23 protein-coding genes and 1 pseudogene are annotated in these 25547 nt (G+C 55.0%); 9 read left to right on the forward strand and 15 right to left on the reverse strand.

The genetic code is table 11. The features are described 5' to 3' along the window. The first annotated feature begins 100 nt into the window (after positions 1-100). A complete protein-coding gene (locus HNR75_RS11755) occupies positions 101-721 on the forward strand; it encodes a hypothetical protein (protein WP_188027179.1) in 621 nt (206 codons plus the stop codon). 52 nt (positions 722-773) lie between these two features. Here the strand turns inward: HNR75_RS11755 and putP are convergent, their stop codons facing one another. Beyond that, entirely contained in the window at positions 774-2288 is a 1515-nt protein-coding gene (putP, locus tag HNR75_RS11760) for a sodium/proline symporter PutP (RefSeq protein ID WP_188027180.1), read from the reverse strand. 286 nt (positions 2289-2574) lie between these two features. On the opposite strand from putP, the gene aspA reads away from it, so the two are divergent. After that, on the forward strand, positions 2575-3993 hold the full coding sequence (aspA, locus tag HNR75_RS11765) for an aspartate ammonia-lyase (protein ID WP_188027181.1): 1419 nt from the start codon (positions 2575-2577) through the stop codon (positions 3991-3993). A 38-nt stretch (positions 3994-4031) separates the two neighbouring features. On the opposite strand, the gene speE is transcribed toward aspA, so the two are convergent. Further along, positions 4032-4904: a polyamine aminopropyltransferase gene (speE, locus tag HNR75_RS11770; protein WP_188027182.1), complete on the reverse strand. Its 873-nt coding sequence runs from the start codon at positions 4902-4904 to the stop codon at positions 4032-4034. Positions 4905-5031: 127 nt separating this feature from the next. On the opposite strand from speE, the gene HNR75_RS11775 reads away from it, so the two are divergent. Then, positions 5032-5169: an entericidin A/B family lipoprotein gene (locus HNR75_RS11775; protein ID WP_188027183.1), complete on the forward strand. Its 138-nt coding sequence runs from the start codon at positions 5032-5034 to the stop codon at positions 5167-5169. A gap of 58 nt (positions 5170-5227) precedes the next feature. Here the strand turns inward: HNR75_RS11775 and can are convergent, their stop codons facing one another. From can to ftsY, 5 genes and pseudogenes are all read right to left on the reverse strand, one after another. After that, positions 5228-5890 carry a carbonate dehydratase gene (can, locus tag HNR75_RS11780; protein WP_188027184.1) on the reverse strand — a complete coding sequence of 221 codons (663 nt, stop codon included), beginning with the start codon at positions 5888-5890 and terminating at the stop codon, positions 5228-5230. A 68-nt stretch (positions 5891-5958) separates the two neighbouring features. Then, positions 5959-6813, reverse strand: a complete 855-nt coding sequence (rpoH, locus tag HNR75_RS11785) for an RNA polymerase sigma factor RpoH (RefSeq protein WP_188027185.1) — start codon at positions 6811-6813, stop codon at positions 5959-5961. A gap of 321 nt (positions 6814-7134) precedes the next feature. Next, positions 7135-8103 carry a permease-like cell division protein FtsX gene (ftsX, locus tag HNR75_RS11790; protein ID WP_188027186.1) on the reverse strand — a complete coding sequence of 323 codons (969 nt, stop codon included), beginning with the start codon at positions 8101-8103 and terminating at the stop codon, positions 7135-7137. Continuing rightward, positions 8093-8770, reverse strand: coding sequence for a cell division ATP-binding protein FtsE (gene ftsE, locus HNR75_RS11795; RefSeq protein ID WP_188027187.1), 678 nt, complete (start codon positions 8768-8770; stop codon positions 8093-8095). The genes ftsX and ftsE overlap by 11 nt, the downstream gene beginning before the upstream one ends. A gap of 3 nt (positions 8771-8773) precedes the next feature. Further along, positions 8774-9718 (reverse strand): annotated as a pseudogene (gene ftsY / locus HNR75_RS11800) (signal recognition particle-docking protein FtsY); the annotation flags it as partial. Positions 9719-10198: 480 nt separating this feature from the next. Between ftsY and rsmD the strand changes: the two are divergent. After that, entirely contained in the window at positions 10199-10813 is a 615-nt protein-coding gene (gene rsmD / locus HNR75_RS11805) for a 16S rRNA (guanine(966)-N(2))-methyltransferase RsmD (RefSeq protein ID WP_188027189.1), read from the forward strand. Beyond that, a complete protein-coding gene (locus tag HNR75_RS11810; protein ID WP_188027190.1) occupies positions 10810-11139 on the forward strand; it encodes a DUF1145 domain-containing protein in 330 nt (109 codons plus the stop codon). The genes rsmD and HNR75_RS11810 overlap by 4 nt, the downstream gene beginning before the upstream one ends. Before the next feature lie 79 nt (positions 11140-11218). Here the strand turns inward: HNR75_RS11810 and HNR75_RS11815 are convergent, their stop codons facing one another. The 3 genes from HNR75_RS11815 to HNR75_RS11825 all read right to left on the reverse strand — a co-directional run bounded on the left by HNR75_RS11815 (position 11219) and on the right by HNR75_RS11825 (position 15492). Continuing rightward, positions 11219-13282, reverse strand: a complete 2064-nt coding sequence (locus HNR75_RS11815; RefSeq protein WP_188027191.1) for an exoribonuclease II — start codon at positions 13280-13282, stop codon at positions 11219-11221. A gap of 79 nt (positions 13283-13361) precedes the next feature. Then, complete coding sequence (locus HNR75_RS11820) at positions 13362-14780, reverse strand: ATP-binding protein (RefSeq protein WP_188027192.1); 1419 nt, start codon at positions 14778-14780, stop codon at positions 13362-13364. Further along, a complete protein-coding gene (locus tag HNR75_RS11825) occupies positions 14770-15492 on the reverse strand; it encodes a response regulator (RefSeq protein WP_188027193.1) in 723 nt (240 codons plus the stop codon). Before HNR75_RS11825 ends, HNR75_RS11820 begins: the two co-directional genes overlap by 11 nt. 186 nt (positions 15493-15678) lie before the next feature. On the opposite strand from HNR75_RS11825, the gene HNR75_RS11830 reads away from it, so the two are divergent. Beyond that, on the forward strand, positions 15679-16041 hold the full coding sequence (locus tag HNR75_RS11830; protein ID WP_188027194.1) for a hypothetical protein: 363 nt from the start codon (positions 15679-15681) through the stop codon (positions 16039-16041). Positions 16042-16064: 23 nt separating this feature from the next. Here HNR75_RS11830 and HNR75_RS11835 read toward each other — a convergent pair whose 3' ends face one another. Continuing rightward, positions 16065-18161 carry a tRNA(Met) cytidine acetyltransferase TmcA gene (locus HNR75_RS11835; RefSeq protein ID WP_188027195.1) on the reverse strand — a complete coding sequence of 699 codons (2097 nt, stop codon included), beginning with the start codon at positions 18159-18161 and terminating at the stop codon, positions 16065-16067. A gap of 148 nt (positions 18162-18309) precedes the next feature. Here HNR75_RS11835 and gmhB point away from each other — a divergent pair, with 148 nt between their 5' ends. Continuing rightward, the gene (gene gmhB, locus HNR75_RS11840; protein ID WP_188027196.1) at positions 18310-18867 is read left to right on the forward strand and encodes a D-glycero-beta-D-manno-heptose 1,7-bisphosphate 7-phosphatase; all 558 of its coding nucleotides are present in this window, start codon (positions 18310-18312) and stop codon (positions 18865-18867) included. 348 nt (positions 18868-19215) lie between these two features. Beyond that, a complete protein-coding gene (locus tag HNR75_RS11845) occupies positions 19216-19824 on the forward strand; it encodes a thiol:disulfide interchange protein DsbA/DsbL (protein ID WP_188027197.1) in 609 nt (202 codons plus the stop codon). A gap of 69 nt (positions 19825-19893) precedes the next feature. On the opposite strand, the gene exuR is transcribed toward HNR75_RS11845, so the two are convergent. The 4 genes from exuR to HNR75_RS11865 form a co-directional block, all read right to left on the reverse strand. Then, the gene (gene exuR / locus HNR75_RS11850) at positions 19894-20664 is read right to left on the reverse strand and encodes a transcriptional regulator ExuR (protein ID WP_188027198.1); all 771 of its coding nucleotides are present in this window, start codon (positions 20662-20664) and stop codon (positions 19894-19896) included. Positions 20665-20795: 131 nt separating this feature from the next. After that, positions 20796-22100, reverse strand: coding sequence for a TRAP transporter large permease (locus HNR75_RS11855; RefSeq protein WP_343043279.1), 1305 nt, complete (start codon positions 22098-22100; stop codon positions 20796-20798). Further along, positions 22097-22621: a TRAP transporter small permease gene (locus HNR75_RS11860; protein WP_188027199.1), complete on the reverse strand. Its 525-nt coding sequence runs from the start codon at positions 22619-22621 to the stop codon at positions 22097-22099. Before HNR75_RS11860 ends, HNR75_RS11855 begins: the two co-directional genes overlap by 4 nt. Positions 22622-22681: 60 nt before the next feature. Continuing rightward, entirely contained in the window at positions 22682-23677 is a 996-nt protein-coding gene (locus tag HNR75_RS11865) for a TRAP transporter substrate-binding protein (RefSeq protein WP_188027200.1), read from the reverse strand. Positions 23678-24103: 426 nt separating this feature from the next. Here HNR75_RS11865 and uxaC point away from each other — a divergent pair, with 426 nt between their 5' ends. Beyond that, positions 24104-25516 carry a glucuronate isomerase gene (gene uxaC / locus HNR75_RS11870; RefSeq protein WP_188027201.1) on the forward strand — a complete coding sequence of 471 codons (1413 nt, stop codon included), beginning with the start codon at positions 24104-24106 and terminating at the stop codon, positions 25514-25516. Positions 25517-25547 lie beyond the last annotated feature (31 nt).

Here is a 25547-nt window from a genome sequence, read left to right on the forward strand (position 1 = left end):
CCAATTGTGACAGCTGTGTGTCCTCCGAGCCCCTCTGTTTTACCTGGCGTTTCATGTAATATCAGCCCACAGAATTTTAATAAAAAGGCACTGAATAAACGTGGAACAAAATATTCTTCTGCTGACGGATGAGAACTTGCCTTGTCTCTCGAAGTTCAATCTGTCGATGTATTCACAAATACTGGTGACCATCGTTTCACCAGAGGGCACTGTCGCCATCCCGACCGCAAAACAGTTACTGGCCATCCAGTCACAACAGCAGTGTCCTATCCGGCTCGAGCTCCATTCGTCTTCTGTAGTGAAGCAAGGGGTTTTCTGGGCCTGGAAACTGGGGGAACTGGCCGTATCCGCGCCGGATGCACAGATCACGATTCTGACCGAAGACAATACGCTGCAACTGCTGGCCGAACTCTGCGCCGAGCAGGGACAGTCCGTACAGGTATTGCAGGTTTACAACACGACAATGGAAAGTACACCAGCAAAGTCAGACATTGCACAGGCACACAATCCGGCAATAACGACCAAAGAGGAAGAGGACGATTCGTCTTCTGTTGTCACCGAGGCGGCAGGCAAAGAAGAACGTCAGCGCAGAAACGAACAGATTATCAATTCATTGATGAAAAAGGCATCGGCCATGCCTTACCAGATAGCGGAAGGAAAACCTGTTTCTGCGGTAAAAGAGCAGGAAATCGAGCTGACACTGCAGGTTCAGCGCGGTTAACCGTTCTGACCTGATGTGAACAGGCCGGCCCTTTCAGGACCGGCCTTTATTTTTATTCGGCCAGCGGCGCTGCCGTGATCTCTTTGGTTCCGGCCATCTCGGCCTTCATCAGCGCGAAATCCTGTTGCATACGCAGCGACGGCGCCCGATCCATCAGGCTGAACAGGATAATTGCCACGGTGGCCAGCAGGAAGCCCGGCACCATTTCATACAACCCGAACCAGCCACCGTTACGCCATACAATCACGGTCAGCGCACCAATCAGCATGCCAGCCAGCGCGCCGTTACGGGTCATACGCGGCCATACCAGCGATAACAGCACTACCGGTCCGAAGGCAGAGCCAAAACCAGCCCAAGCATAACCCACCAGTCCCAGCACCTTGCTGGCCGGATCAGCGGCGATCACAATCGCAATCAGCGCGACCAGCAACACCATCAAACGGCCGACCCACACCAGTTCTTTCTGGGTAGCATTCGGACGGAAGAACACCTTATAGAAATCTTCGGTCAGCGCGGAAGAGGAAACCAGCAGCTGGCAGGACAAGGTACTCATGACCGCCGCCAGAATCGCCGACAGCAGAATACCGGCAATCCATGGGTTAAACAGCAACTGTGACAGGGTAATAAACACGGTTTCATGGTTCGCCTGTACCGCGCCGGCCTGACCCGGGTTTGCGGAGAAATAGGCGATCCCGAAATAGCCGACAGCAACGGCACCAGCCAGCGTGACCACCATCCAGCTCATGCCGATACGGCGGGCATTCGGGATGGTTTGTGCGGAGCTGGCGGCCATGAACCGGGCCAGAATATGTGGCTGCCCCATATAGCCCAGACCCCATGCCATCAGCGAAATAATGCCGATCGTGGTAGTACCATGGAACAGGTCGCTGTATTTCACATCCAGCGAATTGACCACCTGAACCGCCTCATCAAAACCGCCGGCATGCATCATGACAATCACTGGCGTCAGCAACAGGGCAAAAATCATCAACGATGCCTGCACGGTATCGGTCCAGCTCACAGCCAGGAAACCACCGACAAAGACATACACGATGGTCGCGGCCGCACCAGCCCACAAGGCTACATCATAGCTCAGGCCAAATGTCTGTTCGAACAGACGGGCACCGGCCACCATGCCGGAAGCACAGTAGATGGTGAAAAAGACCAGGATGACGACCGCCGCCAGTATTCGCAGCAGCTTGCTGCGATCTTCAAAACGGTGGGTAAAATAATCCGGCAATGTTAATGCGTTCTTGGTAATTTCGGTATAAACGCGCAGCCGGCCCGCCACCACCATCCAGTTAAACCAGGCACCGATAATCAGACCAATCGCAATCCAGCTCTCAGAGATACCCGAGGCATAGACCGCACCCGGCAGCCCCAGCAATAACCAGCCACTCATGTCGGATGCACCGGCACTCATGGCCGTCACAAAACTGCCAAGACTCCGGCCACCAAGAATGTAATCGGACAGATCACGGGTGTAACGCCATCCCGCAATACCGATACCGACCATCGCCAGAATATAGATGACAAACGTAATTGTCGTCGGGTTCGTAAAGTTCACAGGCTTCCTCTCCCATGGGATTAGACAGGATACGGAATGAACAACCCCCGTATCTCGGAAAAGAGGGGGATGATAACCGATTCCGCTGCAGAGTGCGATGATATCTGCACAATCGCACCACGTTCGCCACCTGATGACTGTATTTCCCCCTTTATTGAAAAAATGAAAAAACAGCCACCCATCTGTTTTATCAGACCTAACGTAAACATCCATACGTGCTGATGATTCAACGAAAATAGCTGTGTCATACTCTGTTTATCCCCCCTCAATGCGGTAAACAAACATCATGACCAATCAATTCAGAGAAGAAGAAGATCTGCTGGGCAGCATGCCGGTGGATAACAGGCATTACTACGGGATTCATACCCTGCGCGCGCTGGACAATTTCCGGATCAGCGGTCAGCGTATCGGTGATGTGCCTGAATTCATCACCGGGATACTGCATACCAAAAAGGCGGCCGCGCTGGCTAACCGGGCCCTGGGAACACTGGATGCCGAGCACACGGACATGATTCTTGCCGCCTGCGATCTGATGCTGTCGACCGGCCGATGTTTTGATCAGTTTCCGCTCGATCTGTTTCAGGGCGGTGCCGGTACCTCGGTCAATATGAATGCCAATGAGGTGATCGCGAACCTGGCGCTGGAACTGCAGGGGCATCCGAAAGGCGCCTATCACATTCTGCATCCCAATGATCATGTCAACCGTTGCCAGTCGACCAACGATGTCTACCCGACCGCCTTCCGTGTCGCCCTGTACGAGAGCACCTTTGATTTGCTGAAAAAGCTGAAAGAACTGATTAAGGCGTTTGATGACAAGGCGACCAGTTTTAATGATGTGCTGAAAATGGGGCGCACCCAGCTGCAGGATGCAGTGCCGATGACACTGGGACAGGAATTCCATGCCTTTGCCGTGACGCTGCGCGAAGAGATCAAGAGTATTGGCCGCTGTCAGGAATTGTTGCTGGAAGTGAACCTGGGGGCAACAGCGATCGGGACCGGGATGAATACGCCGCCGGATTATTCCGCGCTGGCGATCCGCTATCTGGCCGAGATCACCGGGCACAGCTATGTGCCGGCAGAAGATCTGATTGAGGCGACCTCGGATTGCGGCGCCTATCTGATCCTGCACAGCGCTTACAAACGACTGGCAATGAAACTCTCCAAGATCTGTAATGACCTGCGGTTGCTGAGCTCCGGTCCCCGGGCGGGTCTGCATGAAATCAATCTGCCGCAGCGTCAGGCGGGTTCCTCCATCATGCCGGCCAAGGTCAATCCGGTGATTCCGGAGGTGGTCAACCAGGTCTGCTTTAAAGTAATCGGTAATGATGTCACCGTCACCATGGCTGCCGAGGCTGGCCAGTTGCAGCTGAACGTGATGGAACCAGTGATTGCCCAATGCCTGTTTGAATCACTGCATTTGCTGGGTAATGCCTGTACCTGCCTGCAGGAAAAATGTGTGGAAGGCATTACCGCGAACAAGGAACGTTGCGAGGCCTATGTCTTCAGCTCGATTGGTCTGATTACGTTCCTGACGCCGTATATCGGCCATCATGCCTGTGACGAGATCGGCAAGGAGTGCGTGGCGACCGGTAAATCCGTACGGGAAGCCGTACTGGAACGGGGTCTGCTCAGTGAAGCGCAGCTGGACAATATCTTCTCCGTCGAGAATCTGAAAAAACCACGCTACCCGGTCAAATCGCGCTAAACAGACAGCTGCGCCGGTGGCGAGCCGGCGCCGTCTGCTCACGACAGCAATTCACGGACAAAATTGGGTACGGCCAGCGCGGCCTGGTGGGTATCACCGTTGTAATAATGAAGCCCGGCGATCCCGCGCTGCTGCAGACGCTGCTCCACCATATCCGCATCCAGCCGTTTCGGATCCCGCAACTGGCTGGCGCAAGCCATCGCCCAGAAGCCGCCATACAACGTAATGGGGATCAGCACCGGTCTGACTACCCGGAACACGGCCTTTAACTCGGAAAACAGATGCCGGCAGCGCTCCGGATGAAATTGTGGTGATCCGACATGCAATGACAGCAAGCCGTGGTCGCCAATCAGCCGGGCGCACTCGGTAAAAAATTCCCGACCATAGAGAGGTTCGGCATAGCCCTGCGGGTCGGTGAGATCAAGCACAATCAGATCAAACGGCTGCTGGCATTGCGCCACATAATGCAGTCCATCCGCAATCACCAGCTCCAGCCGCGGATCATGAAATGCGCCCTGATGGACTTTTTCGAAATACTCTTCCGCGATCGCCACTACCCCGGCATCCAGCTCGCAGACCACGACTCTCTCCATACCGGGATATTTCAGCAGTTGCCGGGCCGAACCGCCGTCACCACCACCGATAATCAGGGCTGTACGGGGATCGGGATGGGTGATCGCCGGAATATGGTTCAGATTTTCATGATAGAACCACTCGTCCGCCTCGGAGGTCATCAGATACCCGTCCAGACGGAACACGCGGCCAAACGCCGCCGTCTCCATGACTTCAATATGCTGGTACTGGCTGGAAAAATCATCCAGCACCTGACCCGAGCGGAATACGAAGCCGACATCGGGGCTCAGCCATTCCGTGATGAATTGTTCCGACAGATAGTGGTTTGTCTTTTTCATCCCATCCCCCTATGCGGCTTATCCGGCAGGCAGCTATGTTAACAATCATCACGTTATAATAAATTTTTTCACCGTTCAGACCGTGTACTGAATTATATTTATCGTATTGCATTAAAGAGGAAAACTTATGAAAACGATAGCAGGCTTCTTGTTTGCCGCGTTCTTGCTCAGCGCCTGTAATACCATTCATGGGATGGGAGAGGATATCCAGCGTGGTGGCGAGAAGGTGAAAGAAGCGGCCACCGACGTACAGCAGAAACTGTAAGCCACACGCCCGGCATACCGCTGCTGCCCATCATGCGCCCGGGGCAGCAGGTCTGAGGCTATTTGTGCTGATGGAGTGAAGACACCTTCTGGCAGGAAGAACGGTAGACCTCCGGGATCTGCTCCAGCCCATCCACCGTGATATCCAGATCGCGCAGCAGCCCGTCTTTGACATCATAGATCCAGCCATGTACCGCCAGCGATTGTCCACGCCGCCAGGCATTCTGCACAATCGAGGTATAGCAAACGTTGGCGACCTGCTCCAGCACATTCAGTTCGCACATGTAATCCTGCCGTTCGTGTTCATCATCGATCTCGTCCATCTGCGGCAGATACTTGTAGTAGATATCCTTGATATTGCGCAGCCAGTTATCGATCAGGCCATATTCCTTGTTGCCCATGGCCGCAATGACGCCGCCACAGTGATAGTGACCACAAACGATGACATGTTTGACCTTGAGGACCTCAATGGCGTACTGAATCACCGACAGACAGTTGAAATCGGTATGAATCACCAGGTTGGCGACGTTACGGTGCACAAAGACATCACCTGGTAACAGTCCCAGCAGTTCATTCGCCGGCACCCGGCTGTCAGAACAGCCAATCCATAAATATTCCGGCGCCTGCTGTGACGCCAGTTTTTCAAAAAACCGGGGGTCTTCCGCCTTGATCTGCTCTGCCCACTGGCGATTCTGTTCAAACAATTGCTTCAGCAGTTTCACGCTTCTTCCTCCTTTTCCAGCCAAAAAAAAGGCCTCGCTAAAGAGACCTTTCGTGGTTCAGTCAGGCATCATGCCTCGAGCACATCCCTGAGCTTCTTCAGTGCATTCTTTTCCAGCTGACGGACACGCTCAGCCGATACGCCGTAACGATCTGCCAGTTCCTGCAGTGTCTGCTTGTTGTCCTCATCCAGCCAGCGGGCCCGGATGATTTGCTGACTACGTTCGTCCAGCCCCTGCAACGCATAGCTCAGACGGTGTTCGGCATGGTGGTCCCAGTTGTCGTTTTCATACACTGCGGCCAGATCGGACGATTTGTCCTCCAGATACTGTGCCGGTGCAAAACTGTTTTCACTGTCATCGTCATCCCAGCCATCAAAGGAGTGATCCTGACCACTCATCCGGGCTTCCATTTCGGTGACATCTTCCGGTGACACACCCAGTTCATCCGCGACCGCACGCACTTCGTCATGACTAAACCAGCCAAGGCGTTTTTTGGTCTTGCGCAGATTAAAGAATAGCTTACGTTGCGCTTTGGTGGTGGCGACTTTAACCATTCGCCAGTTGCGCAGCACATATTCGTGTATTTCGGCCTTGATCCAGTGCACAGCAAAGGAGACCAGACGCACACCGACTGATGGATCGAAACGTTTTACCGCCTTCATCAGACCGATGTTACCTTCCTGGATCAGGTCAGCCTGTGGCAATCCGTAGCCAGAATAAGTGCGCGCGATGTGTACCACAAACCGCAGGTGTGACATAACCAGCTGACGGGCAGCTTCCAGATCACCGTGGTTCTGTAACTGTTCAGCCAGTTCCCGTTCTTTTTCCGCAGTCAGCATCGGAATGCTGTTGACTGCCTGAATGTAGCCCTCCAGGCTTCCCTGGGGAACCAGAACCAAATTGCGCTGAAGATCAGTACTCATCGAATACCTCTTTTACCTTAAAATCGAATGCTTCATTCAAAGAATGCTTTGATAACACATCCCGCAAGCGTCCGGGACATTTAAAGCTGTTCCGCATCAAGTTTTGCATATCTTGTCACGCTTGTTAATAATTTTCGGGCATAAAAAAGGGGAGACTTAAAGACTCCCCGAAATCTGAGCATGTTTCCGATATACCAAGTATCAAAAATACATCATCACCAAGCCAAAGGAGAAAGATAACTTTCCCAACAGAATTAACCCTCAAATAATCAGACAACCGCAATGCGCAAAAGTTCGTAACTTTTTCGATTTTTTTTAAATTTATTGCGGCTCGATTTCGCTCAGGTGTTTGTGTACGGAAAACCAGGCCGCCCCCATGCTGAGCGACACGCCGAGCAAGATCAGCAGACCGCCATCTGCAGAGCCCAGCCCCGTCAGCCGGAAGCTGCTGTCATACAGTTCCGCCAGATAGGTCACTGCCTCTTCGCTGAGCAGCAACAGCACCTCGGACAGCCACCAGGCCAGCAGGCCGCCCACCACGCCGTACCAGAAGCCCAGATAGAGGAACGGCCGCTGGATAAAGCCATCGGTCGCGCCGACCAGCTTCATCACTTCGATTTCGGCCCGGCGGCTGAAGATATACAACCGCAGCGTGTTCGCCACGGTGAGTAACAAACCGATCACCAGAAAACCACCGAAGACATGCACCAGCTGACGCGCCAGCGCAATAATACCGTTCAGCCGGGTCACCCACTGGATATCCAGCTTCGCCTGCTGTACCGCACTCTCCTGTTTCAGGCTCTGCAGCAACTGTTCGCTCTCTTGCGGGCTACGGAAGGCCTGCCACGGTTTGACTTCCAGCACCGGTGGCAGCGGATTATCGGACAGGTAAGCCTGCGCCTCCGAGAAACCGGAGAGTGCCTTGAACTCGCTCATGCCCTGTTCCGGCGAGATATAGCGCACCGATTCGACCTGTCTGTTCTGCCGGATGCGATCCTGCAAGGCCTGTAATTCTGCTTCCGTGGTACCTTTTTGCAGATAGAGCGTGATTTGGGTGCCGCTTTGCCACTGCGCCGTCACACTCTCCGCATTTTTCAGAATCACCATCAGTGCCGCTGGCAGGGCCAGGCTGACCCCAATCACCCCGATCGTCATCAGCGACGTCAGCGGGGTATGCCAGATCTCGCGCATGGTCTGCCGCAACTGTTGCAGATGGATGTATACCCACAACGAAAAGCGACTGCCCTGCCCCGGCGATGGCTGCACATGAGAGGTTGCTTTACGCGCCATGTTCCGCTCCCGTATCTTCCACTAACCGTCCCTGCTGCAGTACCAGCTTGCGCTGACCGCTTTCCTCAATCAGTTTCTGATCATGACTGGCCACCAGCACGGCGACGCCCAGCGCATTCAGTTCACGGAACAGTTGCATGATTTCATGTGCCAGGCTGGCATCCAGGTTACCGGTCGGCTCATCCGCCAGCAGCAGTGGCGGCATATTCACGATGGCGCGGGCAATACCGACCCGCTGCTGTTCGCCACCGGACAGCATCATCGGGAAATGCTGCGCCTTCTTGTGCAGACGGACTTTGTCCAGTGCCGCCATGACCCGTTTCTGGATTTCCAGCGGCGACGCACCGGCAATCTGCAGCGGCAGGGCGACATTGTCGAACACGGAACGATCGAGCAGCAGGCGGTGATCCTGGAAAATCATCCCCACCTGACGACGGATAAACGGCACTTCGGCCTTGGTGATTTGCGACAGGTCGCGACGGTTAAACAGAATACGGCCATCGGATGGCCGTTCCTGGATACTGATGAGTTTCAGCAGGGTACTTTTGCCGGCACCGGAATGACCGGTCAGAAAGGCCATCTCACCGGCGTGCAGATGAAAACTGACCTTCTGCAGCGCCATATGACCACCACTGTACACCTTACTGACATGGTCAAACTGGATCATGGTTTAGTGTTGTTCTCCGCTGAACAGCGCCTCGATAAAATCATTCGCCTCGAACTGGCGCAGATCTTCGATCGCTTCACCGACACCGATATAACGGATCGGAATGCCGAACTGATTGGCAATGGCAAAAATCACGCCGCCTTTGGCGGTACCGTCCAGTTTGGTCAGGGCAATACCGCTCACGCCCACCGCTTCACCGAACAGTTTGGCCTGACTGATGGCGTTCTGGCCGGTGCTGGCATCCAGTGTCAGCATTACTTCATGCGGCGCGCTCTCGTCATGCTTCTTCATCACGCGGACGATTTTCTTCAGCTCTTCCATCAGATGATTCTTGTTCTGCAGACGACCGGCGGTATCGGCAATCAGAATATCAATACCGCGGGATTTGGCAGCCTGAATGGCATCGAATATCACCGACGCCGAGTCGGCACCGGTATGCTGCGCAATCACCGGGATCTGGTTGCGCTGTCCCCATACCTGCAGCTGTTCTACTGCGGCGGCACGGAAGGTATCCCCCGCCGCCAGCATCACCGATTTACCCTGTGCCTGGAACAGCTTGGCCAGTTTGCCGATGGTGGTGGTCTTGCCCACACCGTTGACGCCGACCATCAGAATGACAAACGGTGTTTTGCTGCTGTCGATTGGCAGAGGCTGGCTGACCGGCTGCAAAATAGCGGCCATTTCCTGCTTCAGCAGGTCATACAAGGCTTCGGCGTCTTTCAGCTGGTGCAGTTTGGCCTGTTTGGTCAGGCTCTGCATGATGCGCTGGGTGGTTTCCACACCCAGATCGGCGGTCAGCAACTGGGTTTCCAGTTCCTCAAACAGGTCGTCATCGAGTTTTTTGCCGCGGAACAGCGCCATGAAACCGGCACCGATCGATTCGCGGGTGCGCATCAGCCCCTTGACCAGACGGCTGAACAGTCCGGCCCGTTTTGGTTTTTCCTGTGTCTCTTCCTGATACTCCGCGATCGGCTCAGGTTCTTGCACCAGTACTTCTTCTGCTACAGATACGACCTCAGGTTCAGTCTCTTCCGCGATCACCATTTCCGCTTCGGCGACCAACGGTTCAGCCTCGGTGACTACCGGTGCGGTGACGACGGTTTCCGGCTCAATGGCCGCGGGCGCTGCAACAACCGGCGCGACTGTTTCCGTAACCACTTCCGGCGCGGCCAGTTCCGTTACGGCAGACGAGGATTCTTCCGCTGGCGGCAGCGGGGCGGATACTTCGGCTTCCGGCGTTGTTTTCGGGGTTTCTTCCGGCGTTGCTTTATCTTTTGATCCCCGGCTGAACCAGGAGAAAAGTCCTTTTGCCATTAACGATTACTCACTTGCTGCATAGACTGCTAGAATGCCGCCTTCGATAGGGATGACGGTACATAAACTGGGCGTCATACTACCACCTTTTCCTGCTTTTGATGAAGAAACCCCATGGCACGCAGCAAAACTTCCTCTTCCCGTTCCACTCCTTCTGCCGGCCGGACTGGCACCATCCGTCTGATCAGTGGCCAGTGGCGCGGACGCAAACTACCGGTACACGATGTGGAAGGGCTGCGTCCGACCACGGACCGGGTCAAGGAAACCGTGTTTAACTGGCTGGCCACCGAAGTGCGGGATAGTCGTTGTCTGGATGTTTTCGCCGGAAGTGGCAGTTTGGGATTTGAAGCACTCTCCCGTTTCGCCAGTTATGTCATGATGATAGAGCAGGAGCCAAAAGCCGCGCGACAGCTGCAGACGAATCTGAATACGCTGCAATGTACGCAGGCACAGGTGATCTGCCGGGATGCGCTGCAGGTATTACAGGCCGGGTGCCATGAACCGTTTGAACTGGTGTTTCTGGATCCGCCCTTTCGTAAAAATCTGCTGTCGCAGGTGATCCCGCTGCTGGAACAGCAGGGCTGGCTGGCAGACAGAGCCCTGATTTATCTGGAACGGGAACGGGACGGCGAGGCGCCGGCCATTCCGCCAAACTGGCAATTATTAAAAGACAAACAGGCGGGACAAGTCTGTTATCAGCTCTATTTACGGGAGAAACCATCGTCATGAAAGGATTTTTTTTGTTGCTGGCCAAACTGATCGTGATGGGGTTCTGGCTGGGCAGCGTCTATTTCACCTTTCTGCATCCGTTGGAAGGCAGAATTCACACCCTGATCCCGGTGTTTGCCGTGCTGGTGCTGATGGTGCATGCCATTCAGGCCGCCATCATGACCCTGGTCGCCAAGGATCTGATCAAGCTGAGCCCGCGGGACTACATTGAATTGCTGCTGTTCGGTTTCTTCCGCATGCTGGAGCTGCGCGGTGAAATCTATGAAGCGGCACAGAGAAAGAAAGCGGAAATCGAGGCCAAAAAGGCCAATAACGCGCACCACTGAGGAATACCGGCTCATCCGGTCCTGATAATAAAAAAGGAGGCTTTCGCCTCCTTTTGCATTTTTACTGTCCGCGACTGGCTTACGCCTCGTCTTCTTCCGGTGCGGTTTCTTCCGGTTCCGTCAGCAGCTCGTCAATCAGTTCATGTTCTGATTCAGCCAGCGCCTCTTTGGTCACCGGTGCGGCAGCCGACGGCAACTCGGTCGGGATCGCCACCAGCGTACGGGTTGCTTCGATCGCATCTTCCAGTTTGACCTGAATGGTCTGACCCAGCTCGTAATACACTTCACCGTCGAGATAGGCCCGGCCTTCGTCATGATTGCAGACGAAACGCTTGCGGTCTTTCAGGATCAGGCTGCCCGGAATAAAGCACACCGCGCCATTTTCCAGCAGACGCACCTTGATGCCACTGCGCATCACATCCATGATTTCCGCATCAAATACTTGCTGCGAAACCACTGCCGGCGCCAGGAAACGGCTATATAACCAGTCACCGATATCGCGCTCTGCCATGCGGTTGCTGCGACGCGCCAGACTCAGCGCCTCGGTCAGGGCGGCATCCGGACAGGCCGGGGCCGGCTGCTGGCTGATGATGGCCTTCAGAATGCGGTGGTTGATCATGTCACCGTATTTACGGATCGGTGACGTCCAGGTGGCATAATGACTCAGACCCAGACCAAAATGTGCGCCCGGTTCAGCCGACATCAGCGAATAGGTCTGGAAGCGACGGATACGGTTGTCCAGATAGCTGGTTGGCTGCGCATCCAGCCAGTGACGCAGTTTGCAGAACCCGTCTAGCGTGAACAGCGATTCATCGCTGAGCGGCGCCTCATGCTGCTGCAGCAACTCCTGCGCACCTTTGAACTTTTCGACATCCAGACCGGCATGAACGTTAAAAATACCGTAACCCGGCTGCTGCGCGAGGAAGTCGCCGGCGCACTGGTTCGCGGCAATCATCGCTTCTTCCACGATCTTGTTCGCACTGCGGCGGAACGAGGCATGAATGGCCACCACTTCACCGGCTTCGTTCAGTTCGAAATCGTAGTCCGGACGATCCTTGAACAGGATGGCGTGTTCTTTCCGCCACGCCTGACGCGCAGAGGTAGCCGCATGCAGCAGCGCGATCTGTTCAGCCACCACCGGCGCCGGCTCGAAGCCTTCGGCACTGCCGTTTTCCAGCAGATCAGAGACCTGATCGTAAATCAGGCGGCCCTGGGAACGGATGGTCGCGGCAAAGAAACGTGGATTTGGCTGCAAGGCACCGTCGGCGGTGATGAACATTTCACAGCACAGCGCCGGCCGCTCTTCACCTTCCAGCAGCGAGCACAGCTCGTCACTCAGGTGACGCGGGATCATCGGAATATTGCGGCCCGGCAGGTAAACGGTGAAGGCGCGTTTGGCCGCTTCTTTATCCAGCTCGCTGCCCTGCTCAAAATACGCAGTCGGATCAGCAATCGCAACCAGCAGTTTCCAGCCGTCAGCGGTGGTTTCCACATACAGGGCGTCATCCATGTCTTTGGTGGATTCGCCGTCGATGGTAACGAATGGCAGCGTGGTCAGATCCTCGCGGGTCAGCCCCTCTTCCTGTAACTGCCATTCCTGTTCGATTTCCGGAGCGGCGCGCGGTAAATCGTGCCGGCGCAGAACCACCCACCACGGTGCTTCCGGATCGTTATTATGCGTGACGTATTCGGTGATTTCGGCAAAGTGGCCATTGCCTTCTTCGCCCAGCGCATGACGCTTCAGATTGGCGATGACCCAGTCGCCTTCCTTGAACTGTTTTTCATCCAGCCCTTTTTTCGGGCGGGCCTTGATGGTCTCTTTCAGTACCGGATGGTCCGGCACCACAAACAGGCGATCCTTGATCACCTTGATGCGCGCCACAAAGCGGGTCAGGAACGGCGTGACCAGCGATTCCGGTTCTGCCTGTTCTTTGCCATTCTCGGCACGGATCACGGCAACAATACGGTCGCCGTGCATCACTCGCTTCATCTGCTGTGGTGCAATGAAGTAGCTTTCACCGCGGTGATCGGTTTCCAGAAAGCCGAAACCACGATCGGAGGCGCGAACCACCCCTTCTTTTTTCGGCAGATTATCGCGAAGCTGCTGTTTGAGCTGCGCCAGTAGCGGGTTATCTTGAAACATGTTCTTTTTAGTCCTGTCAGGAAAACCTGAAGACTATACGGTGTTCACCGGGGGAAACCAAGCAGGTTTCCCCGTCAGCTCAGACCGGCAGCTGAATTTCGGCCAGTAAACCACCATCCGGCGCGTTGCTCAGCCGCAGCTCACCACCGTGCTGATGAATCAGCGTCCGGGCAATCGCCAGCCCTAGGCCGACACTGCCATCTTCGGTATTGCGGGCGCTGTCCAGCCGGTAGAAAGGTTTGAAGACGTTGTCCAGTTGTTCTTCCGGGATCCCCGCGCCATGGTCGCGCACGCGGATCAACAGTGACTCGGCGGTCTCTTCCAGCGACACTTCGGCATCACCGGCATATTTCAGTGCGTTGTTAATCAGATTCTGCAGCACCCGCCGCAGCACATCCGGCCGGCACTGATAAACACGTTTGCCTTCGGCATGGCAGAGCACCGGCTGGCCATTGTCTTCATAATCATCACACAGGCTGTGTAGCAGACTGACCAGATCGACCGGGCGGCTGGTTTCGCCCTGGTGATCATCCCGGGCAAAACTTAAGGTGGCATGCAGCATCCCCTCCATCTGGCTCAGCGTCTGCAGCATGCGGTCGCGATCATCCCCTTCCGGCAGAAATTCGCAGCGCAGCCGCAGACTGGTTAACGGCGTGCGCAGATCGTGGGAGATGGCGGCCAGCATCTGGGTCCGGTCCTGCACAAATCGGTTGAGCCGCAATTGCATACGATTAAATGCGGCCAGCGTTTCCGCCACTTCCAGCGGCCCGGTCTCATTCAGCGGTGGAATGGCGTCCCCCCGTCCAAACTGTTCGGCTTGCCGGGCCAGCAGTTTCAGCGGCCGCGTGGTCCGGCGCAACAACACGAATAGCACGGCACCGATCAGCAATGCCACCAGCAACAGGCTCAGCAGCGAACTGGGTGACCAGGTCGGCGGCTCCCGATCGGCCAGCGAGCTGAAGTTCAGCCAGCGACCATCGACCAGTTCAATCGCACCGTACATGCGGACATCCCGCTGCCATAAGGGTGGTGGCATGTTATTCCGCGACCGCCCCTGCTTGTCCGGGCTTTGCTGGTGCATTTGCTGGAACATGGTGGGTGGCGGCAGATTGCTGACCCGCTCGGCACTAATCTGAATACTGAGATTATTCGGATAATCCAGCAGATGCCGGAAAATGGTTTCATACTGCGCATTGTGTTCACTGGGTGAGAGCGGTACATCCTGAATACGCATCATCAGCGTTTCGCTGCGGCTGGCACGCAGAATTTCCTCATGCAGCTGGACCGGCGAACTACTCAGCAGACGTACCACCGAGGACAGCCGGATCATGGCATTGCGGCTGTTCACCAGCCCGAGCGCCTCGTCCCGCTCATGGCGGTAAATCTGCAGCCCCAGCACCTGGGCCAGAATCAGTCCGGCCAGGGCCAGTAATAAAATCTGCGCGGTAATACTCTGCGGCAACCAGCGCCGCCAGAACGAAAGCGGTTCAGCTGTCATGCCGGACCTCGGCGCTGAACATATAGCCACCGCCCCAGACGGTTTTGATCAGTTCGGGTTTTTTCGGATCAATTTCGAGCTTGCGCCGCAACCGGCTGACCAGGGTATCAATCGCGCGGTCAAACGCCTGCGCTTCCCGGCCTCTGGCCAGATCGAGCAACTGGTCCCGGCTCAGCACCCGTTTGGGACGTTCCAGAAACACCTTCAGCAGATCGAACTCCGCTGTGGAGAGACTGATGGAAACGCCGTGCTCATCCACCAGTTCGCGCCGCGCCAGATCCAGTTGCCAGTGATCGAAATGCAGCCGTTCCGGCAGTTCCTCCTGCGTCTCCGGCATCAGATTGGCGCGTCGTAACACCGCCCGGATGCGGGCCAGCAGTTCCCGCGGATTAAACGGTTTCGCCAGATAATCATCCGCGCCCATTTCCAGGCCGATGATCCGGTCCATCTCTTCGCCCATCGCGGTCAGCATCACTACCGGTAACGAAGACTTGGCCCGTAGATCGCGGCACAACGTCAGACCATCCTCACCCGGCAGCATCAGATCGAGCACCAGCAGGGTGAAATGGCCATTTTCCAGCAGACGTTTCATCTCCTTGCCATCACGGGCACAGGTCACCCTGAAGCCATGCTGCTCCAGAAAACGTTTCAGCAAATCACGGATATCAGCGTGGTCATCAACCACCAGAATATGAGGCAAAGTCTGGTTCATGCAGGGTTCCCCGGTAGCGCGTACTGTCAGTATATAAAGTTGCGTAAGGAATGTATGACAAATTATGTCAGCGGGCTAATCTGGCAAAGTCTGTTACAAAAAAGCCGGTTTCTGGCACAGCATTGCAACATTTATGGTCTGTAATGATAGTGCAAAAGCAATTTGATGCGAGAGAGGAGAAATATCATGTTCACACGCAAACAAGCTCTGCTGACCCTGGCCCTGATGAGCAGTTTACCTCTGGCCGGCTGGGCAGCGACAGAAGCAGCCAGCGCTGCGGCTCCGACTACGCCGGTGGTACAGCCTTGTCCGTTCGGTGGCCCGGATGGCGCTGGTCCTGGCATGATGCGTCAGGGCAAGATGATGGGCCGGGATGGTGGCCGTCACGGCATGATGCGGATGCACGATACCGAACAACTGCAGGCCCGGTTGGATGACATCAAGGATCCGACCGTAAAAGCCAAATTTATCGACATGATGAAAGCCCATGTGGCTTATGAAGAAGCCCAGCTGAATGCCACCAAAGCTTTCCTGGATAAACAGAAATAAGCTGTAAACCGTTTTCTGCGCCTCTATTTTTCTGCTCTTTCCGTCAAATCAGGTGACCCGTATGACCCTGCCGGAAAGAGCAGTTTTTTTACCGCCATTCTTAACTGCTGCACCACCGCTTTCTGCCCCGTCAACCGATGATGTGTGGCCAGCCAGCTCCAGCTTTTCCCCTGCCAGAAACGTTGTATAAGCAAGGCCGCCTGTTCAGCAGGCATGTGCTTTAACGTCCCGGCATACACCTGCAACGCCCTGCTGATTGCCGGCCAGCAATGATCCGGCGAACGATGATGATCGGTAAAAGCCAGCAGATCGTTTTTTTCCTGCTCCGTTAACGGCAGAATCGGCTGTGGCTGCAACAGCGACAGAATCATGTCGGCAGGCAGATCCTGCAGCGAATGGGCCAGCCACACCGGCAATTGCTGCAAAAACAGTTGCTGCCATTCCCGAAGCTGAGCCTGTAATTCAGGCCGCAACGCAGTCAGCAGGACCGCGGCATGACAACCGGTCGCCACATCCTTGCTGAGCCCCAGCCGTACCGCCTGCCAGCCCTGCCGGCACCAGAACTGCAGCAGCTCCGGCGTCGCTGCAAACGAACAGCCGAGAAAATCGGCGTGCGCACGATAGTGTTCCGTCAGCGCGGCGATGAACTGGCTGCCTAAACCCTGTTGCTGACACAGCGGATGCACCGCGATGCGCATCACCCGCAGATAGCGGTACGCTGCGGCCTCCCGGTAACCGCAGTGCGCCAGCAACGTCTGCGGTAATAGCTGTCCACGCGGTCGCCGCCGCCCGGCCCAGATCTGTTCTGCCAGTGCCGCAGCGATCGGCCCTTCGCGCATCAGCAAGGCGACACCGTAAATGGCTGCCTCATCGCGCCACAGCCAGATCTCGATATCCGGACAATCCAGCAGCAACCGCAAATCGGTCGGCGAGGTCTGATAATGCGCCAGCACAAGCAAACCGAATATCTGACGCAATAACGCTTCATCCTGCAGTAGTTGAGCGGAGGTGATGGCCTGCAAGTACCCGCCGGGAACCCTTGCCGGCGGCGCACAGGCATCGGCATCCAGCAATAAAATGCGCGCCAGCAATGTCTCCAGCGGATCCTGTTCCGCCCAGCGCAGCGGCTTTTTTAACGTGTACTGTTGCCACGACGGCCACTGCCGGGCCAGCCAGCGGCACATCCGCAGTTCAAAGCCGTGACCAGAGCCTTCATAGCCGTGAATGGTGGTGGCATACACCACACGCTGATAGTGCTGCTGCAACCGGCGCAGTAATGCCGCCGGAATGGCCGCCGCCTCGTCAATCAGCAGTAAATCACCCGCCACCGGTTGTTCCAGCAGTGCTTCCGGGCTGAAAAAACACAGATGCTCATGCTGACCGGCAAACTGCATCAGGGTGCGTACCGACTGCTGCGAGGGCGCGGTCACGATGATGCGCTTTCCCTGCGCCAACAGGCGTCGTGCCGCCAGGCCCAAGGCCGCTGATTTGCCGCGGCCGCGGTCGGCCATGATCACCAGCGGATAGCGGCGGGGTGCCAGGGCACAGTCCTGGACCGCTTCACAGATCCGGTGTTGTTCCGCGCCCAGACAACCCGACGCATCCGGCAGCATCTGCCAGTCAGTCTGTGGTAAGTCCGGTAACGGGAAGGCGGGCATAGCGCCCGGCAGCGCCCAGTGCCAGACGGCCTCATCCTGCAGCAACAGCCGCTGCAGGCGCTGCAGAAAATGCGGATAACAGCGGTTCATCTCTTCCGGCTGCGACACATAGCGCCGGTAATCCGGATCGGGGAATTGCGTCCAGTCCGCCAGCGGCGGCATCAGCAGCACCAGTAATCCGCCCGCGCGGACCGTGCCTCCCACGGCGCCCAGCAGATCCGGCGACAGCCCGGAAAAGGCGTTCAGCACCACCAGCGGGTACTCCTGTCCCAGCCACGGCATCGTCTGCTGCATGGCTTGCGGAGTCACCATCTCCGGACCGGCCCCCAGCCACAGGCCGTCACGTATCCATAATGCCGCAGCATTCTGCTGACACGCCGCCTCGCTGCCGGTCAGCAATAACAACCGGCGCTCGCCGCGACGCAGTAAACGGGCGCCATGTTCCGCCAACAGATGAGCCATAAGATGTCCTGAGCCTGTGTATGAAGGGTGCTGTTCCGGGATTGTAGCCGGTTTTACCGGCGGTATCCGATCCACGAGGGATGACACTGCAGCGAAACCGGTAGAAATCCCCTACAATAGACAGCAGCATAATGAATGAGGACAGATTGTGGCAAAAATTGCGGTTTTTCTGGATCGGGACGGTGTCATCAACCAGGACACAGGCTATGTATCCTGCATCGATGACTTTCATTTTATTGACGGTGCGATTGAAGCGCTGCAGCTCCTGAAGAAGAAAGGTTACAGCCTGGTTGTCGTAACGAATCAGTCAGGGATTGCCCGCGGTTACTACAGCGAAGAGCAGTTCATGCAACTGACCGAATGGATGGACTGGTCGCTGGCCGATCGCGATGTCGATCTCGATGGTATCTACTATTGTCCACATCACCCGACAGCCGGCGAGGCGCCGTACCGCCAGGAGTGTAACTGCCGTAAACCGGCACCGGGGATGCTACTGGATGCCGCCCGCGAGCTGGATATCGATCTGGCCGCTTCCTACATGGTCGGCGATAAAGCGGCCGATATGCAGGCCGCCCGCGCAGCCGGGGTCGGTCACAAAATTCTGGTCCGGACCGGGAAAGCGGTCACCGCCGAAGCCCAGGCGCTGGCCGACGAGGTGCAAGACTCCCTGCTGACCTTCGCGAAATCCGCACCGGCCGTCAATTAACACGTCCGGTAACAGCACCCTTTTTCAGACGCCGGAAACGACTTGAGCTTGCCGAAGCAAGCTCAATCGCCTGATACACTTATCCCGCTGCTTTCTACAGCTTATGCTCCCGCCGTTGTCCTGGCTGGGTATGCTCTGCAACGACACATCGCTCCAGATGGAGCCAATATAGGCATTTTTTCGCAATTTGCAAACCGGCTTGTATATAGAGTGATCTGCCTCACACAAGCCACGGGTAACCGTCCGGCTAACACAATATCCGATCGCAATTGACGAACGGAAACAGAGTGAATAGTCTTGATGCACAACACTGCGGTGTTGTCACTCCACTCTGATACGGAACCCATTATGAAAAAAGTTTTTGTGTTGTTAGCTGGTCTGTTAATCGCGCCTTTCTTACAGGCTGCCCCGCAATTTAAAGAAAACGTCAACTACGAGGTGATTCGTCAGACGAATACCCCGAAACCGGAAGTAATGGAATTCTTCTCTTATTATTGCCCGCACTGCTATCAGTTTGAGCCCATCATGGCTGAGCTGAAAAAACAGCTGCCTGAGGATGTGGCATTCAAACGTACCCCTGTGGCCTTCCTGGGTAAAGAGATGGGGCCCGAACTGCAACGCGCTTATGCAGTGGCTGATCTGCTGAAAGTGGAAGATAAAGTGACACCGGTTCTCTTCAACCGCATCCAGGCAGAACGTAACCCGCCGCAAAACCGTGCTGATGTCCGTGCGCTGTTCGAACAGGCCGGCGTGGATGGCAAGGACTTTGACGGTGCCATCGACAGTTTCGCTGTCACCGGCATGGTCGCCCAGTATGATCGCAACACCGGCAGCATGAATATCCGCGGTGTCCCGGCGACAGTGGTGAACGGTAAATATCTGGTGAAAACCGAAGGTATCAAGAGCACCGAAGAGTATATCGCGCTGGTCAAATTCCTGCTGGCGAAGAAAGACTAAGCCCGGTTCTGACCCGGATAGCAATAAGCCTCCCTTGCGGAGGCTTATTTTTGGGTTACTGCCGGGAAATCAGGCCCGGATCAGATGCACCACCGGATTTTCCGAAAACAGATAGCGATCATCCACCAGATCGTCATCGATGGTGGTAGCCTGAAACAGCATCTGTTTGGTGTTTTCCAGATGTTGCCACATCGCCAGCTTGGCGGCTTTCGGATCCTTGCGCATCAGCGCTTTCAGGATCTGCTCGTGGTCTTCACACCAGCTCTCCATCGCCCGATCATCAATATGTTCGTGTAACTTGCGCCAGTACGGGTTCTGTTCGCGATGCTGCCAGAGCTTCTCCACCAGGGTAACCAGCACCGAATTCTGGGTAGCCTTGGCAACCTGAATATGGAACTCCTTGTCCCACTGCGAATCGCGGGCGCGATCTTCTTTCTGTGCCGTTTCCTGAATCGCCTGCAACGCCAGAATGTCCTGCTTGGTCACCTGCGTGGCCGCAAATTCGGCAATATTGCTTTCCAGCAATTGCCGGGCCTGCAGCAGCTCAAACGGCCCCGCAGTCAGAAATTCGTCATCATCCGCCGATTCGGGCAAGGCCTGCTGATACCGGACTTCGGTACCAACCACATGAATACCGGAACCTTTGCGGACATCGACCAGACCTTCCACTTCCAGCATGATGATGGCTTCGCGCACGACGGTGCGGCTGACATTCATCTCTTCCGCAATTAGCCGCTCGGCGGGCAAACGGTCTCCGACCGCATATTCGTGGTCTGCAATTCGCTTTTTCAGTTCTGCAGCAACTTTCTGATAGAGCCGTTTTGACTCATACAAATCCATAACCACCTCATTTACTGCCAGTCTATATGGCAAATCATGCCTTGTATGATACAAGGCATGATTTGTTATACCAATTTTAGATCATCCAGACAACGGTTTCCCGAATTCTGAATACCGCTTTCGATCGCAGATCAGTGCATACCAAACAGACCGGGTAAAAACAGACTCAGTGACGGTATGTAAGTGACCGCCAGCAGGGTGACCAGCAGAGCGGCAAAGAATGGCAGCATCGGTTTGATCAGCGCCTGCAGTCTTACACCAGACACGGAGCAGCCGACAAACAGTGCGCTGCCTACTGGCGGGGTACACAGACCGATACAGAGGTTGAATACCATCATGATCCCGAAATGTACCGGATCCATGCCCAGATTGGTCGCAATCGGCAGGAAGATCGGGGTAAAAATCAGCACCGCTGGCGTCATATCCATGAACACCCCGACAATCAACAAAATAATGTTAATAATCAGCAGAATAACGATCGGATTCTCAGATACACTCATCAGTGCATCACTGATCGTGTACGGGATGTCCGCATTGGTCATTGCCCAGGACATGCCAACGGAAATCCCAATCAGCAACAGCACGATAGACGTGGTGATCACCGAGTCCAGGATGATTTTCGGCAGGTCTTTGAATTTGACTTCCCGGTAGATCAGTACCGACAGCACAAAGGTATACACCACGGCAATCGCGGAAGCTTCTGTCGCCGTGAAGATGCCGCCCAGAATACCGCCCATGACCACGACCACCAGCAGCAGGCTTGGGAACGCATCCCAGAATGCCTTCAGTGCAATCGCCAGCGTCGGACGTTCAGCCACCGGATAACCACGACGTTTGGCAATGATAGCCCCCACCACCATGATACTCAGCCCCATCAGGATGCCCGGGACATAACCGGCCATAAACAGGGTGGCCACCGAGATCCCGCCGGCGGTCAGTGCATAAATGATCAGGACATTCGACGGCGGAATCAGCAGACCAGTGATACAGGAAGTCACGTTAATCGCAGCAGAATATGCCGGATCATAACCGGCTTTTTTCTGCATCGGTGACATGGTACCGCCCACCGCAGCCGCCGCAGCCACCGCCGAACCGGAGATAGAACCAAACATCATGTTCGCCATGACATTGACATGGCCCAGTGAGCCGGGCATGCGGCCAACCAGAACCTGAGAAAATCGGATCAATCTTTGCGCTATCCCGCCGCAGTTCATCAGCACACCGGCAAAGATAAAGAAGGGGATCGCCAGCAGTGAGAAGCTGTCCAGCCCGGTTGCCACTTTCTGTCCGATAACGGCCAGCGTCGTTTCCAGCGGCAGCATCATGCAACCAGCCGCCAGCGTCGCCAGTCCGATAGAAAAAGAGATCGGTACGCCCATGAAAACCAGCGCAAAAAAAGAGCCGAACATGACTATAGAGAGTGTCCAGTCCATCATGCTTTCTCCTCAGAAACGTTAATGGCTGCCGCCGGAAGGGTAAAAAAATCGAGCACTGCTTCCAATATGAACAGCAGGCTGTAATAACTCATGATCAGACCACTTAGCGGCAAGACGCCGTAGACATAGGCCATTGGAAGCTGCATGGCCGGAGAAACCTGACCAGTGCTGTATACCTTGGCCACCAGTACGCCACCGCCCCAGACCAGCGCGCCGGCAGTAAACACCAGCACACAGACATTGATAAATATCTGATTAATCAGTTTCTTTTTACCAGTCAGATTCATCGTGAACAGATCAATACTCAGATGACTTTGAGCACCAACACCATATGCGGCGCCCAGCAGCCCGACCCAGATCATGCTGAAACGGGCAATCTCGTCAGTCATAGTGCTGGGCGCACCCAGGACATAGCGGCTGAAGACCTGCCAGACCACACAGATGACCAGTCCGATCATTACCAGAATGGAAAAGGTGGCAATAAAACGATCGATTGGTGTTTTGAATTTTTGTAACCGCATTACATTTCTCCCTGGCGGAACCGCTTTCACCGTTCCGCCAATGCAAGGTATTTCTGTTACTTACTGATCTGAAACAGCTTCAATTTTCTTCAGCCATTCAGCCCGTTGCGGGTCATTTTTGAAATCGTCATACAGTGGTGTCAGCACATTGCGGAAGGCCTCTTTATCGACCTGAATGAAGGTGGCACCGTTTTCCTGCGCTTTTTTGCGGGAGGCAGCGACTTCATCCGCCCATAGCTTCTGCTCATACTCTTCAGAGTGTTTCGCTGCGGTCGTAATAATGTTGCGCTGTTCATCAGAGAGCGCATCCCAGACCTTGGTCGAGACTACCAAGTAGTCCGGTACGGCTGTGTGCTGATCTTCTGCATAGAACTTGGCCACTTCGACATGACGGGTCTGCACATACGAAGGTTCGTTGTTTTCTGCGCCATCAATCACGCCCTGTTGCAGCGCGGTATACACCTCACCAAACGGGATCGGCGCCGGCGCCGCGCCCAGCAGTTCGATCAGCTTGATGGTGGTTGGCGTCGCAACAACACGGATTTTCAGGCCCTTCATATCCGCCGGGGTATGGATGGCTTTATTGGCATAGAAGCTGCGGGTACCGGCCACATACGATGCCAGGGAGATAAACCCTTTGTCCCGGGTTTCCTGCATCATTTCCTGACCCACCTGGCCATACAGCACGTTGGTGAAATGTTTATCGTTTTTAAACAGATACGGCAGACTGAAGATCGAATAAGCCGGTGCGAAAGGCTCCATTTCACTGGCACTGGCCTTGGTCATGTCCAGTGCGCCATTCTGCAGCATTTCCAGCGTTTCGCGCGGACCGCCCATCTGACCGCCCGGGTAGATACGCAGCTTCATTTTGCCTTCGGACGCAGTGTCGATTTCCTTGGCCATTTCTGCCAGTGCCTTGTGCACGACATGCGAGTTATCCAGGTTATGCGCCAGTTTCAGGGTGACGCGTTCAACCGCCAGGGAGGAGAATGAGACCATCGCCATCGGTGCTGCCAGTAACAGACTTGCTGCCAGTGTTTTCAGTTTTAATGTCATTGTGAACAAACCTCTGCAGTTGGGGGGATTGATATCACCTTGTTGTTATTAACAAGGCGTTTAAATGTCATACATGTCACTGATGCAACTTTAATTGGTACGACATCTTTTTTAGTTGAGTGCCATCACAGTTTTCAGGTTGTCCTGACAACAAGCGCCTTTTTCTATAAAAAAGGTGATGAAAATCACACCGCGAATCGCATAAAAAGCACTCACATCTGATTTTTATCCTCAAAAAGAACCCTGTTTATCCGGAAAAATGAGCCCTTTTCCCCCATCCGCATAAAATCTGTGAGCCACCATACAAAAACCAAGGGTAGTTGCTGGACAGGATGTCGTTATTCTGAATAATTGGTATAACACATTTGTTCTGGCTCATACGTTAATTCTGACGCATCAGCCCGCAATACCGTACCGGAGTGGAATATGAGTTCGTTTTTAACTGAAGATTTCTTGCTGGATACTGATTTTGCACGCCAGCTGTACCATGATTTCGCGGCTGACCAGCCGATTTACGATTTCCACTGCCATTTACCGCCGCAGCTGATTGCCGAGAATTATCAGTTTAAGAACCTGTATGACATCTGGTTGAAAGGCGATCATTACAAATGGCGCGCGATGCGTTCTAACGGGGCTGATGAGCGTTTCTGTACTGGCGACGCCAGCGATTACGAGAAATATCAGGCCTATGCGGCGACCGTGCCGCACACCATCGGCAACCCGCTGTATCACTGGACCCACCTTGAACTGCGCCGTCCGTTCGGACTAACCAACGTGCAGCTCTCCCCGACCACCGAGAAACAGGTGTGGGATTTCTGTAACGACAAACTGGCACAGCCGGAATTCTCGGCGCGCGGCATCATGCAACAGATGAACGTGAAGCTGGTCGCTACCACCGATGATCCGATTGATGACCTGTCACACCACGCCAAAATCGCCGCCGATAGCAACTTCAACATCGTGGTGACTCCGGGCTGGCGTCCGGACAAGGCGTTCAACATTGATGCGCCCTGGTTTGCCGATTACATGACGGCGCTGGAAAAAGCCGCTGATGTCTCCATTACAACCTTTGATGACCTGACCAAAGCGCTGGGCAAACGTCTGGATCATTTCGCTGCTCATGGCTGTAAAATTTCCGACCATGCGCTGGATGTGGTGATGTTCGGTGAAGCCTCGGATGCCGAACTGACGGCGATGCTGCAGGCCCGTCGTCAGGGCAAAGAATTGACCCTCGAACAGGTCGCGGCCTTCAAAACCGCAGTACTGCTGTTCCTGGCGAAAGAGTACAAACAGCGTGGCTGGGTGCAGCAGTATCACATCGGCGCACTGCGCAACAACAACAGCCGTCGTTTGCTGGAACTGGGTCCGGACACCGGCTTTGACTCCATCAATGACGGTCTGGTCGCCGCGCCGCTGTCCCGTTTACTGGATGCGCAGGACCGCAACAACCAGCTGCCGAAAACCATTCTGTATTGCCTGAACCCTCGTGATAACGAAGTGCTGGCGACCATGCTGGGTAACTTCCAGGGTGATAACACCCCAGGAAAAATGCAGTTCGGTTCAGGTTGGTGGTTCAACGATCAGAAAGACGGCATGGAACGCCAGATGATGCAGCTGGCGCAACTCGGTTTGCTGAGCCGCTTCATCGGCATGCTGACCGACAGCCGCAGCTTCCTTTCCTATACCCGTCACGAATATTTCCGCCGTGTGCTGTGCCGTATGCTCGGCCGCTGGGTGGCGGACGGTGAAGCACCTGCAGATATCAAACTGCTGGGCTCAATGGTGGAAAACATCTGTTTCCACAATGCGAAAAACTACTTCGGTATCGAACTGAAATAACTGAACCAGACAGAGAAAACGGGAGCATCCC

This window comes from Tolumonas osonensis, from assembly GCF_014202415.1.
GTDB lineage: Bacteria > Pseudomonadota > Gammaproteobacteria > Enterobacterales > Aeromonadaceae > Tolumonas > Tolumonas osonensis.